Source organism: Sessilibacter sp. MAH3, assembly GCF_054658275.1.
On the sequence record NZ_BAAGIE010000001.1, the window covers coordinates 136479 to 150565 of the forward strand.

Sequence of the window (14087 nt, forward strand, 5' to 3'; positions counted from 1 at the left end):
GAGAGACTGCTTCCATGAAACTTCATCGCTCTGTTTTATCCATCTTGAGCTTATGTGCCTTTGCTTCAGCAGCATTACACAGCCATTCGGTACTGGCTTGGGGAGCCTCCGGGCATGCAATTGTCTGCGAAATAGCCTGGCAGAATCTCGACACAACCACGCAAGAATGGATTAAACCGCTGTATAAAGAAAAAGGTTTTGAGAACTTTGCGCAATCTTGTAATTGGGCCGATCAAATTCGCAGTGATCATCAGTACGATTATTTGGGGCCAATGCACTACGTAAACGTGCCCAAAGATGCCAAAAAATTCAGCGAAGATAACCAAATTTGTGGGCAAAAATCCTGCGTGACCAGAGCCATTCACGACAATATCAAAGCGTTAAACACCCAATCCGGTGATCAAGCTCAAGCGCTCTTATTGCTTGGCCATTTTGTTGGCGACATACATCAGCCCTTGCATGTAAGTTATTCAGAAGACTGGGGTGGCAACAAAATTCAGGTCATGGTTGCTGAACATATCCATTCAGATCACTTAGTTGAAAGTAACTTACACGCCGTTTGGGATACTTGGTTGGTTGAACAAAACGGATTTAAAAAGTGGAAAAAATCGGCAAAGCGCCTCAATCAATCCATAAATGCTGATGAAAAAAGAGATTGGCGGAAGAGCCTAAGTCCAGAACAGTGGGCCAGTGAATCCTATGATCAGGTTCTAGTGATTTATAAGGATGTTAAAAATCTACCGCCGTTGCGAAAAGATTACGCTCAGAAAAACAAAGCCATTATTCAAGAACGACTACAGCAAGCCGGAATTCGATTGGCTGAAATACTTAACGCAATTACTCGATAAGAACAGAACAGTAAGTGCCTCTTTAGCAAAAGCATTGAGTCAGCAAAAGCATTGGGATTTAGGCTCAATGCTTTTATTACCGCATGTTACCTCTACTGTTAGATTTATCGCAGGACAACCGAATGAAACATTGGACAGAGCCGAATGGAATATTCCTGATTCAAATTCCAATAGGGTGGCAATACCTAAACCCTGCTGTGGAAGGCGAAGAGGAAAAGTCCCCATACAGTTTTCAGCCCTATGAAAACGCTAAGGGATGTTTTCAGATTAGCTGTTACCCACTTGAGGAGCTTGCGCCTAAACTCGCAGACCAGTATCCAAATGGTGTACCAAGTCTTACATGGCGTCCCTCGAGGATGGATGATTCAGAATTCTGTGTTCACATGTTTTTTGGAGCGCTAGCAGACCAGGCTTTAATTGGTAAATATATCTACGATGCAAATCTTAAAAACGATGAGCGGACAAATGATGAAATTCACTTAGTCGATACTATTTTAAAATCTTTGGTGATCGTTCCGCCTAATGACCGAAAGCTGGCTTCTGATATGGATAAGTTTGATCGATTTCAAGGAGCTTTGGCTGCATCATATGATCTTCTCGATAATGCGATCGAATCTGATTCCTATATCGAAATAATTGCCGTTTCAGCCAATCAGATCGATGCGTTCCTGAGGTTATGCATAGTCATTTCCATCCAGCTTGAGAATCAGACGGACGAGGTCCCACTTAAATATCTTTTTCAGGCAGAGGATGAGCGCGGCTTGATGGAGCGTAAAATATACGACGATGCTCTTAAATATAAAGTCATTACAAATAATGACCACAATGAGCTTAATGCTCTGTATAAGTTAAGAAATCGAGTAATACATAGGTACATAATATCTGACATAAAAACCCGTGATCTAACCAATATTGCACTAAGATATGTTGAAGTATCCGAGAAAGTGCGATTAATATTGCAAGGACTTGAGAATAAGCAAAAGTTTTGTCAACACGGCGTTTACGGCAAGAGATTCATGAAGTATTCCGAACCGAATAATGAAGCAGTAAGACGTTTGTTTGCTGGCGTTAACGACAAACACCTTATTCGTAAATTTGTAAGGAAGGTCACGAATGAGTGAATCTAACAATGCAAGGCAGTCTGACAGCTCTTCCGTTCCTTGTTTTTCGGTTTAACACTACACTACCGTAAAATAATTCACTGCAAATCCTCAGCGACTTGCGGCGATAATTGTTGAATCTGCTTGTGCGGTTCAATGGAATTTGCTCATCTCAATTAAGAATCGCTCCAATAAACAACACTCCAATTAACAATCATATAAGGCTCTTGCTAATAGGTATTAGAGTCTCTTTCAAAAATGCCTCTTATTAGGTCGCTCCCTAAGCTCCCGTATTTACTGCGTTTTAGCTAAAAACCTGTTTGAATGATTTATTTTTTTACGACTAAATCCGTATTTTTTCTGGATTTTTAAGGCATGTTGGATGATTTTTATTATTTAACATTCGTTTTAAATAACTCTTTATGCATTTAACTGGTGCGTTAATGCCATTAAATGTAACAGGCTGATATCTATATAGTGATTTATTTTAAGGCATAAAATATCTCATATATACATTTTGGTTCAGTAACATGATGAGAAAATTTGTAAAAGAGCAGGAGAATTAATCTAAGTTATTGAAATGAATCAATTTTGTGCTTTTGGCCCCTAGGTTGCTATTACAGACGTATACCTTTTACCACACCACTGGGGAGTGTCTGTTTATGTCCTACTTAGAACCGAATGAATTCGTCACAAAAATGGTAGATTCTGGCGAATCTAAAATTTACATGTCGGGTCGCGATACCGTTATCCGTGCTTACATGGCAGGTGCTATCTTGGCATTGGCTGCGTTTTTTGCGATTACCGTTATTGTTAAAACTGGCCAACCACTAGTGGGCGCGCTTCTCTTCCCGGTCGGTTTCATCATGCTGTATTTAATGAAATTCGATCTACTTACCGGTGTATTTACCTTGGTTCCGCTTTCAGTCATTGATCGTCGTCCTGGCTGTACCATGGGTCAATTATTCAGAAACTGGGGCTTGGTGTTTGTGGGTAACTTCGCAGGTGCTCTTACCGTTGCATTTTTTGCCTCGTTTATTTTGACCTACGGTTACCACACCGATGGCGGTGCCTTGGCAGAAAAAGTAGGTAGCATTGGTGAGTCGCGTACTTTGGGTTACAAAGAACACGGTGTTGCTGGTTGGTTTACCATTTTTATTCGCGGTATGTTGTGTAACTGGATGGTGTCAATGGGTGTGGTTGGCGCCATGATTTCAACATCTGCTGGTAGCAAAATGATGGCGATGTGGATGCCAATCATGCTGTTCTTCTACATGGGTTTTGAGCACTCAATCGTAAACATGTTCTTGTTCCCATTCTCTATGATTATGGGTGGCGACTTCACCATCGTTGATTACTTCATTTGGAACGAAATTCCAACCGCTTTAGGTAACCTATTCGGTGGCTTCTTCTTAGTTGGTTTACCGTTGTACTTAACTCACGTTAAAACCAGTGCAGCTCGCAAACTTGCATAAGATAACAATCAGCGCTGTTAAACTAAGATTGGTTTTACCAATACGGGTTACAGATCGTTAATTGCAAAACCCTCACTCGAAAGAGTGGGGGTTATTTTTATTTATGACTAAACAACTTCGAATCTCTCAAGATCAGTTTTCTACGGCGGGTAGAAAAACCGTCAATCAAGATTGTCACGGCATTATTATTCCGGAGGAACCACAGCTAACCTCAAAGGGCATTTGCGCCGTGATTGCCGATGGTATTAGCAGCAGTCAGGTGAGCCACATTGCCAGTGAGGCAACCGTGCAAGGGTTTCTGTCAGACTACTATTGCACGTCCGATTCTTGGTCTACCAAAAAATCCGGCCAGAGAGTACTTGAGGCCATTAATTCTTGGTTGTTTGCGCAAACTCAATACAGTCCTCATAAATACAATAAAGATAAGGGTTACGTCTGTACCTTTAGCGCAATTATTTTTAAATCCAACACCGCACATATTTTCCACTGTGGCGATGCCAGAATTTATCGGCTTGCTAATGGCGGCCTAGAACAATTAACCCAAGATCACCGTCGTGTTATTTCGTCAGAAGAAAGCTATTTAGCCAAAGCGCTGGGAATTAATAATTTTTTAGACCTAGATTATTTAATGGTAGATGTTACCGAAGGTGATTTTTTTCTGTTGGCAACAGACGGTGTTTATGAATTTATTGACGATAAACTGCTGATTCAAACTATCATCGAACACCGTAATCATTTAAGCGGCTTAGCCGAAAATATTATTCAAAAAGCATTGAATGCCGGGAGTGACGATAATTTAACACTGCAAATTATTCGTATTGATGAACTACCCGAACAAAATTTAGGTGAAATACATCGGCAAGTAAATCAACTACCACCGCCACCACAATTAGGCCCGCGAATGGAATTCGAGGGTTATAAAATTATTAAGGATGTGTACATCAGCAGTCGCAGCCATGTGTTTTTAGCGGAGGATATAGAAACGCAACAACAAGTTATTTTAAAAACGCCTTCGGCAGAAAAGCGCGACGATCCGGCGTATCTTGAAAATCTATTAATGGAAGATTGGATCGCCAAACGCCTTAACAACTTACACATTTTAAAAGCGGTTGAATCTAGCCGAAAACAAAATTATCTATACACGTTAAGTGAATATATTGAAGGTAGAACGCTAGCGCAATGGATGTTGGATAATCCAAAACCCGATTTAGAAACCGTGCGGAGTATTGTTGAACAGGTTGCCAAGGGATTGCAGGCGTTTCATCGCCAAGAAATGGTTCATCAAGATCTGCGTCCCAACAACATCATGATTGATCGCGATGGCGTGGTAAAAATCATCGATTTTGGCTCCACCAAAGTGGCGGGCATATCCGACATTGTGCAGCGTAACGAAGGTATTGTTGGCACCGCGCAATACACCGCACCGGAATATTATTTGGGTTATTTAGGCACGAGTCGGTCTGATATATTCTCACTGGGTGTTATTACCTATCAAATGCTGAGCGGTGAACTCCCCTACGGAAATGCTATTGCACGCTCAACCGATGCCAGAACACAACTGCGACTGCGCTATAAATCCCTTGCCACCGACGAAAATGCAATACCGAGTTGGGTCGATTTTGCCATTAAAAAAGCGGTTAACATCAACCCGCTAAAACGCTACGACGAGGTATCTGAATTTATTTACGAACTTCGCCACCCAAATGCAGATTTTATAAAACGTGAAAAACCACCGTTAATAGAACGAAATCCAGTGCTTTTTTGGCAGGTAGTATCGTTTATTTTGTTTGCGATAAATGTGTATTTTATTGTTAGAAATATCTAACACAGATTCTAGGAGCCTCTGATTAACTCATCCATGATTTCATCAGAGGGCAGACATTGAAAATGCGATTTCTAATTTCTTCACAATTCCAACCATTTACCGTTCTTGAAATTGGTGATACATCCTTGTGTCACAGGAAACTCTAGGTTAATCAGAGTTTCCTCTAATCAATACAACCAACCGGTTTTAAAGGATACGCCTGTTGCGGCAAATAAAATGGCGAATAGTGTTACGGTGCGAATATGCCAAGCCATTGTGGGTAAAGACTTTGCCGTTAAATTAGGAATAACTCTAAAGCGAGCGTTTAACGCCAAAAGTATGGTTGACAGTAACAGAGCCAATTTCAACATAATGGGATGAGTGATGGGATTACTAACGTTAAACCAGTCACCTATGTTAGGCACTAAACGATGCGCCAAATAAAAGCCCGATAGAATTTGAACGATCAATGCAGGCATGCCAATCTTTTCAAACTTTTGTTCAAAGCTCAGTAATATCTGTGGTGACCGTTCTTTTAGCGCATTAGGTAAAATAATAGTGCTGAGAATAATATGCCCACCCACCCAAATAGTTGCCGCTAAAATATGCAGTAATAAAACAATACCGTACACAATCATTCCACCAAAGCCAATTCCCCAGTTTTCAATACTACATTAACCTGCTTGCCAAACGTTGATTGCGGTCAAGTACGTACTAAGCATTTAGAGATTTTTAAATCCAGTATAGTAACCTCTAATTAAACTATGAATGAGTTAATCAGAGATTGCTTTAGAAGCGCTTGAATGCTTTTATTAAATGATCAAATATTACAATTGTTTCGATGGCCAATTGTTTTTCTTTTAAATTAAATAATTTTAAAATTAAGAAGATACTAAGGTTTAATCGAGATGTTTTTATTTAGCATAAATAATGTCTGCGTTTTTACTGTTTGGATCTCCATTACTCCACAATATAAAGTCATTCTTCTCAGACGAGCTATCAATTGAATATTGGTATGAATTGCCCCATGGATCTTTTGGGGATTCAAGCAAGAATCCACCTTTAGGATAGTTTGGCAATAAAGCGCCTTTTTCTTCTTGCCATAGTATCTCTAGACCTTCCTCTTGTGTGGGATAACGTCCATATTGTAACTTAAACGCTTTTAATGCTGTCGTTAACAGTCGCATGTCGGCTTGTACTTGTGCATTCATGCTGTGCGGTCTACAGATAATTTGAGTATCCATCAATACGATTAAACCCAATACGCCAACTATAAAGGCACTAATTATTAACGTTTTTTTCATTTACAGCTCAATTGTAAATCTATAGGAAACACCTATCGGTACAGCCGAGTTTATACCAGTATCAAGGCTGTAACTGTAAACATTTATGAAATTAAACCACGAGAAGGGAGTATTGGTAACTACAACAATATAAAGCACCGTTGAAGGGAAAACTAAAGTGATCGATTGTTGAAAAGAAATACTTGATATGGAGGCTAGATAACAGAATTTCTGGCGCTTAAGGTTAGTCCTAAAATATTACTTTCCTTTAATTTCTCAAACAAAGCTTTTCTTCCGGTTTCTTTTTTACCTTTTAAAAAGGTCAATTCTTCCGTTGTTAATAAGGTTGCAGCAATTAATTTAAAACCACCGTTATTGGTACTTAATTGCGCTTTTTCAATTGGGTTGTGCAGAAGTGCGCCTACTAAACCTCGGCCATCTTTTATATGTTCGATATTAAATGTTAGGGCGAGAGGTTCGTCGTTTAAAAGTTTTTCACAGAGTCTTGGATACTGGGCGAGGGTGTGGCTTATTTCTGCAATCATGGGAAACAACCATCTATTTGCAAGGCTTTCTAGGTTACTTGGGTCTGGAATGGTTAGGTCGGCAGCTTCTATGTACACCTCTAAGCCAAGGCCGTTTTCGGGTTTATTTCTTTCTACGTAAGGGTCAGAGAGTCCGTCGGAAACAATACAAGGATTACCATTATGTTGTATTGCTAACCAAGATGCGCCGCTTGGCCACTGTGGTCCTTCGCCCATGGGTCCCATCAACGAAGACAGTGACACGGCGCGAGAGCCAAAATGACTTTCGATGGCCTGTAGACGTGAACTCGACGCTAACTGCAAACGATTAATGTAGGTCAGTCCGGTAATTTCCGGTATTTGTGCGGTTTGCTCAGGCATAGTGTTTCCTTAAGCGGCGGCCGATTTATCCAGCAGAGCAGGCAGCGTGTGGGCAAGCCACTGCTCGATTCGCTCATCCGTTAAAAACGCTTGGGTGCGTTGATCCAACACTAATCCAACAAACTGGCCGTTAATAATTGCGTCCGAATGCTCAAATTCATAACCGTCAGTGCTCCAACTGCCCACCACATCGGCGCCGTAGCCATACACCAATTGATACAATTTAATTAACGAGCTGGCAAAACGCGAAGCGTAGCGTTCTTGATGACCCAGGCCAAACAGCGCAACGCGTTTGCCTTTAAGGTCATAACCATCTAGATGAGGCGCGAAGTCCGACCAGCCCGCCTCCACGCAGCCAGTATCTTTACCCGGTAAATCGCCAACACCGTAACTGGGCGTTCCAAGGATTAGGCAGTCGTAATTGAGCAGTTCTTCAGGGCGAGTGCGATTGACGTTTTTCGGCTTGTCGGCTAGGTCTTCACCAAGGGCTTTATAAATTTTCTTGGCCACTAATCGAGTGGTACCTGTGTCGGTTCCAAAAAAAATGCCTATTTTTTTCATGGCCGGAAGCTCCGCAACAAATAAGAATATATCTGCTATCGGCAAGAAAAATGCCATCAAAATAGATTTTGCAATTTGTTGGCACGGTTAATTATTGGAATCGCTAATTGACTCATCCATGAATGAATCAGAGGTTAGAAATTGAAAAAGTGATTTCCAACTTCTGTACAATTTCAGTCACTTACCGTTCTTGAAAGTGGCGATACATCTCTGTGTGGCGGGAAACTCTAGGTTAATCAGAGTTTCCTCTTATTAAATAAACGAAAAAAATACGCTTTTAAAAATACTAGAGTTATCTAAATAACGATTTATTGCTGAGTTAAAAATACAGAAAACCAACTTAGATAATAAAAATTATTTTACCTTTGGGCTTTAGCGTGCAAAAAATTTCTCGTTTAAGTCTTAAAAAGAAATCCGTGTTTTTGTGATACATGTGTTTGTAATTTTTATCAAAACAACAAAATCTATTTAATTTAGTGAAAAAACTATCTATAGGCTTGTGTGAAATAAAATTTGCCATTACGCTCACGTTGTTACTTAGTTTCACTGATTTTAGGTAAAAAATAACAAAAAATGTGAATTTAATTCACAAGCAAGCTCAGCTTACAGTAAAAAAAGCTGATCATTTGGTCAGTACATTTGAGTATCTCTCGGAGGTTTTCTTGGATAGAAGAAACTTGCCACTTTCGGCGTTGCGTGCGTTTGAAAGTGCTGCTGAGTGTTTGCACCTGGGTAGGGCGGGTGAAAAATTAGGGGTGAGTCATGGTGCTATTAGTCACCAGGTACGTGCTTTAGAAGAGCAGTTATCCGTTAAATTATTTTCTCGCGCTCACAATAAACTAGCGTTAACTCCGGCCGGCCAGCGTTTGTATCAATCTGTTAAAGACGGTTTTGATAAAATTGCCGATGCAACCCGTAATTTAAATCCGCTGGAGCTGAGCGGGCCTTTAGTGGTTGCTTGTACGCAAACCATTGCATCCAGTTGGGCGGCAAAACACATCTGTGAGTTTTACCAAAAATACCCAAGCATTGAGTTGCGCGTTCGAGAAATCGAACCTTTGCAAAAAGATATTCCCCTAGATATCGACATTGCAATTTGTTATGGACGACCAAACTCAGGTGATCGCTCTGTAAAAAAACTGGGTGCGCCGCCACTGTATCCGGTTTGCAGTCCGACAATTTTGCAAGGCCGTGCACCGGTAAATAATCCCGATGATTTAAGCAGTTTTACCATCATTCACGACGGCGAAGTACTTTGGTCGCGTTGGTTTGAACGCTACGGTGTTGATCCAGATTCACCAAAATCCAATATTTATTTTTCAAATACCAGTCAGGCATTAGCCGCGGCGAGATTGGGTTATGGTGTTGCACTAGGTAATACCTTTGAGGCCTACGATTTTATTCGTGATGGTCAATTGGTGCAGTTGTTTGATTTGCCAATAGATGAAGCACACGAATATTATTTGTTAACACAAACCGAGGCGAATAAACCCTTAAAAGTATCTATTTTTGAAGAATGGATTACTCGCGATCGATTAATTGAAGATGAATAATCGATTTTATAAAACAGTTTTTAGGAATTGATCATGCCTATCACGTCAATTACAAGAACGGTAAGTGATTGAAATTGTGAATAAATTGGAAATCGCATTTTCAATTCCTGCCCTCTGATTAAATCATGGATGAGTTAATCAGTGGTTCCTATAAGCTGTTTGATGTTTTGTTTTTAAGTCGAAAATTTAGAGTCATAAGTTTAAAGGCAGAAGTTTAAAGGCAGAAGTTTAAAAAGCTTCTGCCTTTTTTATTTTTAGGGTTCGTAAATGTAAAACGCTTATTTAAATTTTAATGTTCGTCTGTTTGATTTTTTATTCGCTAAGTTGAACGTGTTTTAATCTCAATAAATAATTACACAGAGTCTTATAATTTTTCTCACCCCTAGGTTGGTTTTCACGATGTTATTTTATACAAAATAGTTGTGTTCAATATTTTTATAACTAACTTTGAAATTGTTAAATATTTTAGAAATATTAATCGTGTAAAGGCACAGGTTTATTAAGTCGATCACAAAAAACACAATTCAAATCGCTGGTAGATAGTTTCTGAGTGAAAAAAATTGCCATAAATCTGTAAATTTTCTCGATTGGCGTGAATATATTTAACACGTATTGTCGCGCTCAAATAAAAAATGCTGAAATTTAAGCAAACCCCATCTAGCAACGCTTCATAATAATTCTAAAGTCTTGTTGGCAAGTCGTGAGGCCAACACATAACTATTGACTAGAACCTTGGGAGTTAAACGAACCAATGGCAAAGCCACATTTTTACCGTACGAAGTTATTTATTGCCGCGAATATTTTATTCTGTGGATACGCATCTGCTCAGAGTAGTTACCAACTAGAAGAAGTAGTAGTAACCGCTCAAAAACGCCAGCAAAGCGCCCAAGATGTGAGTATTGCGGTTACCGCTTTTGACAGCAGCAGTTTAGAAAAGCTGGGTGTTAATCAACCGGCAGATATCGCATTACACACACCGAATTTAAATGTAAAAAACGTTTTAAATAAATCCGCGCCCATTTTCACCATTCGCGGGATTGGTAACGCAGCGTTTACGTCAAACAGTGTTGCACCTGTTGGCGTTTATGTGGATGAATTATTCCTACCCACCAATACCATGATGAGTTTCTCGGTATTCGATATCGAGCAAGTAGAAGTTTTAAAAGGCCCACAAGGTACCTTGTTTGGTCGAAATACCACCGCCGGTGCGGTGAGTTTTGCAACAGCACGTCCAGCCCACGATAATGAAGGTTATATTAAAGTTGGCGGCAGTAACTTTGATGGTTTAGAAACCGAAGCCGCGCAAAATATTTCGTTGAGCGACACCGTTGCTATGCGCCTTTCCGGTAAGTGGACTCGTCAAGACGAAGGTACTTTTACCAATGTTAATAACGGCGGTAATCGTGATGTGGGTACCACCAACACCTACGCAATTCGCGCCGGATTTTTATTTGAGTTAGAAAACGGTGAAGTCTACTTTAACGTTCACGGTGGCCAAGATAAAAGTGAAAACGAACCTTGGGTAGGTATCGGCCGCAGTGCTTTAGATGATCCTTCTGGTGCAGCGCCGGAATTACCGGGTGTTGATGGTCAACAGTACCGCAATAACTGTTTAGATCGCGCAACCAATTCTATTCAAAACTTTATTAATAATCCTAACTGTGTAAACCGTGTGGGTTATTACGATGAAAATACCGATCCGCGTGTAGGTGAGTTTAGTTTAAATCCTAAAATCGAAGCCGACAGTTTTGGTTTATTGCTCAATACCGATTTTGCGTTAACCGATACCGTCGATTTTGCCTCTATTACGGCTTACGAGTTATTGGATAAAACCACGCAAGAAGATTTCGACGGTAGTCCATTCCGTATTGGTGATACCACCTATCGCAATGATATCGAAGTGTTCAGCCAAGAATTCCGCTTCTCGTCCGTTGAGCCTTATAAAGGCGTGACCGATTGGATAACCGGATTTATTTATTATCAAGATACGCAAGACGTAACCGATTTGTACGGCTACACCGATCGTGTAAACCACGACGTTTTAGTTGATTTCACCCAAGAGACCGTAAGTGTTGCCGGTTACTTGCATACCGAGACTCAGCTTTCTGAAAAATTCCGATTAATCGCCGGTGTTCGTATTTCTTACGACAATATTTCGTTTGACGGTGGTACCACTGCGGTTAACTTCGACGACGATTTTACCGGTGACGTAACCTTCTTCTCGGTGAATGATCCTATTTTGGTCGATGACGAAGATATCGAATCAACCGAATTAACCGGTAAAATTGGTATCGACTATAATTTAGCGGAAGACATTTTGTTGTACGCAAACTATAGCCGTGGTTATAAAGCAGGTGTTTGGAATGGTTTCTGGGCAGCAAGCCCTGGCGATCACTCTTCTGCTGAACCCGAATTTATTGATGCCTACGAAATTGGTTTTAAATCAACGTTGTTAGATCAGCGTTTACGCTTAAACGCCGCGGCGTATTTGTACGATTATAAAGATCAACAATTATTCGCCGACTTACCCGATGGCCGCTTTACCATCTTTAACGCCGGTAGTGCCGACGTACAAGGTGCCGAAGTAGAAATTAATTGGCTCGTTACGCCTAATTTTGAATTGCGCGGTGGTGTGGGTTATACCGATGCGAATGTATCGGCTAGTGTTGGTTTATTGGAATTTGACGACGCCCAGCCTGCAAATACTCCAGAATACACCTACAACTTGTTGGCACGTTACAGCTTTGAATTTGGCCAAGGTTTTTCTGGCTACGTACAAAGTGATTACAGCTACCAAGACGATGTTTTCTTCTCGGTGGATAATTTAGAAGCCATTAGCCAAGATGGTTATGGCTTATTAGGTTTCCGTGCCGGTGTAGAAGCACCACAAGGTTGGGAAATTAGTGCTTGGATTAAAAACGCAGAAGACGAACTCTACTTTACCGAAATCTTAACCTCTGGCAGTGCCGGTGTGGTTTCTGGTCAAGTCGGTACGCCTAGAACTTACGGTGTCTCTTTCAAAACTCACTTTTAAAAGTCACTAAAATAGTTAAACACTGGGTGCTTTGCAGCGCGAGCCGTCTAATTTAGGTTACGACTGCAAAGTACTTCAGTTTTATTCATTAGGGATTAAAAATGAGTAAAGAATTAGAACGCAGTTTAAAAGTTAGAGATTCCCTAGCACTGGCATTCGGCTGCATGATCGGGTGGGGCTGGGTTGTATTAGTCAGCGAATGGATTGTAGTCGCCGGTAGCTTTGGTGCCATTGGTGGTTTTATTGCGGCGGGTTTAGTGCTTGCGGTGGTTGGTGTTTTATACGCCGAACTTGCCTCAGCAATGCCAGAAGCCGGTGGTGCGCAAAATTACGGTCAACGTGCTTTTGGGCCACTAATGGGTTTTGTGTGCAGCTGGGGGCTTATTTTAGGGTATGTATCAATCACCGTGTTTGAAGCCGTTGCTTTACCGCAGGTGGCCGAATACGTTGTTGGTAATTTGGACCATATCTTTTTGTGGCAAATTGCCGGACACGACGTTTATCTAAGCTCCGCGGTGGTGGGTGCCATTGGTGCATTGGTATTTTGTTATCTCAATGTGCGCGGTGTAAAAACCTCGGCTATTTTCCAAACACTGGTTACCGCCGTCATTGTTGTTGCCGGTATTTTATTGTTCACCGGTTCTTTTGTGAGCGGTAAAACCGAAAACCTCTCGCCAATGTTTGTGGGTTCCGTATTTACCAGCGTTGCTGCGGTTATGGTCATGGCGCCATTCTTGATGGGTGGGTTTGATGTAATTCCCCAAGCGGCGGCTGAAATCGACTTACCTCCTAAGAGCATTGGTAAACTAATTATTGTTGCGGTTATTTTGGGTGTGGTTTGGTATTGCGGCGTTATTTTGTCGGTATCGTTATTGTTTGACGAAACCGGTTTAGCCGCGGCAAGTTTACCTGCGGTGGATGCCGCCGGAGTTGCTTGGGGTGAATGGGGCAAACAGGTTTTAATTTTAGGTGGTTTAGCCGGTATTTTAACCAGTTGGAATGGCTTTTTAATTGGTGGCAGCCGGGCGGTGTATGCACTGGCTAAAATGGGTGCTTTACCACAATTTTTTGCCAAAGTTAGCCCAAAATACCACACGCCTGTAAACGCTATTTATGTGATTTCGGCCATTGGTGTAATCGGTCCATTTTTTGGCAAACAATTACTGGTGTGGATTTCCAACGCCGGCAGTATGGGATTTGTCATTGCTTATATTGTGGTCGCTTTGTCGTTTTTAAAACTACGCTACAGCGAACCCGACATGCCCCGGCCATTTAAGGCCAGCTTTGGTAAGTTTTGGGGTATTGTAGGCGTTATAGGTACCTTTGGATTACTGCTACTTTATTTCCCGGGCAGTTCCGGTGCTCTTAAATGGCCGCACGAATGGGCAATTATTTTGTTGTGGTTTGGTTTTGGTTTTAGCGCTTATTTTTATCAATCGCTTAGTAATAAATCGCTAGCCGTTAGTTATAAATAACACTTACACGTAAGTGAGTAGTAACAACTCTCTGGTTAACTGTTGCAGA

General features: G+C 41.1%; 11 protein-coding genes. 7 read left to right on the plus strand and 4 right to left on the minus strand.

Annotated elements, in window-relative coordinates; translation table 11 throughout:
• Positions 1-14 precede the first annotated feature (14 nt).
• From ACYQ2C_RS00575 to ACYQ2C_RS00590, 4 genes are all read left to right on the plus strand, one after another.
• A complete protein-coding gene (locus tag ACYQ2C_RS00575) occupies positions 15-848 on the plus strand; it encodes a S1/P1 nuclease (protein ID WP_460098963.1) in 834 nt (277 codons plus the stop codon).
• A 122-nt stretch (positions 849-970) separates the two neighbouring features.
• Positions 971-1969 carry a hypothetical protein gene (locus ACYQ2C_RS00580; RefSeq protein ID WP_460098966.1) on the plus strand — a complete coding sequence of 333 codons (999 nt, stop codon included), beginning with the start codon at positions 971-973 and terminating at the stop codon, positions 1967-1969.
• Positions 1970-2610: 641 nt separating this feature from the next.
• Positions 2611-3423 (plus strand): formate/nitrite transporter family protein, encoded by an 813-nt coding sequence (locus ACYQ2C_RS00585; RefSeq protein ID WP_460098969.1) that lies wholly within the window; start codon positions 2611-2613, stop codon positions 3421-3423.
• 103 nt (positions 3424-3526) lie between these two features.
• Positions 3527-5248: a protein kinase domain-containing protein gene (locus tag ACYQ2C_RS00590; protein WP_460098972.1), complete on the plus strand. Its 1722-nt coding sequence runs from the start codon at positions 3527-3529 to the stop codon at positions 5246-5248.
• Positions 5249-5415: 167 nt separating this feature from the next.
• Here ACYQ2C_RS00590 and ACYQ2C_RS00595 read toward each other — a convergent pair whose 3' ends face one another.
• From ACYQ2C_RS00595 to ACYQ2C_RS00610, 4 genes are all read right to left on the minus strand, one after another.
• Positions 5416-5859 carry a CopD family protein gene (locus ACYQ2C_RS00595; protein ID WP_460098975.1) on the minus strand — a complete coding sequence of 148 codons (444 nt, stop codon included), beginning with the start codon at positions 5857-5859 and terminating at the stop codon, positions 5416-5418.
• 282 nt (positions 5860-6141) lie between these two features.
• Positions 6142-6531 carry a type II secretion system protein GspG gene (locus ACYQ2C_RS00600; protein WP_460048250.1) on the minus strand — a complete coding sequence of 130 codons (390 nt, stop codon included), beginning with the start codon at positions 6529-6531 and terminating at the stop codon, positions 6142-6144.
• Between the two features lie 194 nt (positions 6532-6725).
• The gene (locus tag ACYQ2C_RS00605; RefSeq protein ID WP_460098979.1) at positions 6726-7415 is read right to left on the minus strand and encodes a hypothetical protein; all 690 of its coding nucleotides are present in this window, start codon (positions 7413-7415) and stop codon (positions 6726-6728) included.
• A gap of 9 nt (positions 7416-7424) precedes the next feature.
• Positions 7425-7976 carry a flavodoxin gene (locus ACYQ2C_RS00610; RefSeq protein WP_460098982.1) on the minus strand — a complete coding sequence of 184 codons (552 nt, stop codon included), beginning with the start codon at positions 7974-7976 and terminating at the stop codon, positions 7425-7427.
• A gap of 662 nt (positions 7977-8638) precedes the next feature.
• On the opposite strand from ACYQ2C_RS00610, the gene ACYQ2C_RS00615 reads away from it, so the two are divergent.
• The 3 genes from ACYQ2C_RS00615 to ACYQ2C_RS00625 all read left to right on the plus strand — a co-directional run bounded on the left by ACYQ2C_RS00615 (position 8639) and on the right by ACYQ2C_RS00625 (position 14038).
• Complete coding sequence (locus ACYQ2C_RS00615; protein WP_460048247.1) at positions 8639-9529, plus strand: LysR substrate-binding domain-containing protein; 891 nt, start codon at positions 8639-8641, stop codon at positions 9527-9529.
• Between the two features lie 751 nt (positions 9530-10280).
• The gene (locus ACYQ2C_RS00620; RefSeq protein ID WP_460098985.1) at positions 10281-12563 is read left to right on the plus strand and encodes a TonB-dependent receptor; all 2283 of its coding nucleotides are present in this window, start codon (positions 10281-10283) and stop codon (positions 12561-12563) included.
• Between the two features lie 101 nt (positions 12564-12664).
• Positions 12665-14038 (plus strand): APC family permease, encoded by a 1374-nt coding sequence (locus tag ACYQ2C_RS00625; protein WP_460098988.1) that lies wholly within the window; start codon positions 12665-12667, stop codon positions 14036-14038.
• Positions 14039-14087 lie beyond the last annotated feature (49 nt).

Coding starts and splice junctions, on each gene's coding strand:
- ACYQ2C_RS00575 (WP_460098963.1), top strand. CDS start 15: ATGAAACTTCATCGCTCTGTTTTATCCATCTTGAGCTTATGTGCCTTT.
- ACYQ2C_RS00580 (WP_460098966.1), top strand. CDS start 971: ATGAAACATTGGACAGAGCCGAATGGAATATTCCTGATTCAAATTCCA.
- ACYQ2C_RS00585 (WP_460098969.1), top strand. CDS start 2,611: ATGTCCTACTTAGAACCGAATGAATTCGTCACAAAAATGGTAGATTCT.
- ACYQ2C_RS00590 (WP_460098972.1), top strand. CDS start 3,527: ATGACTAAACAACTTCGAATCTCTCAAGATCAGTTTTCTACGGCGGGT.
- ACYQ2C_RS00600 (WP_460048250.1), bottom strand. CDS start 6,531: ATGAAAAAAACGTTAATAATTAGTGCCTTTATAGTTGGCGTATTGGGT.
- ACYQ2C_RS00605 (WP_460098979.1), bottom strand. CDS start 7,415: ATGCCTGAGCAAACCGCACAAATACCGGAAATTACCGGACTGACCTAC.
- ACYQ2C_RS00610 (WP_460098982.1), bottom strand. CDS start 7,976: ATGAAAAAAATAGGCATTTTTTTTGGAACCGACACAGGTACCACTCGA.
- ACYQ2C_RS00620 (WP_460098985.1), top strand. CDS start 10,281: ATGGCAAAGCCACATTTTTACCGTACGAAGTTATTTATTGCCGCGAAT.
- ACYQ2C_RS00625 (WP_460098988.1), top strand. CDS start 12,665: ATGAGTAAAGAATTAGAACGCAGTTTAAAAGTTAGAGATTCCCTAGCA.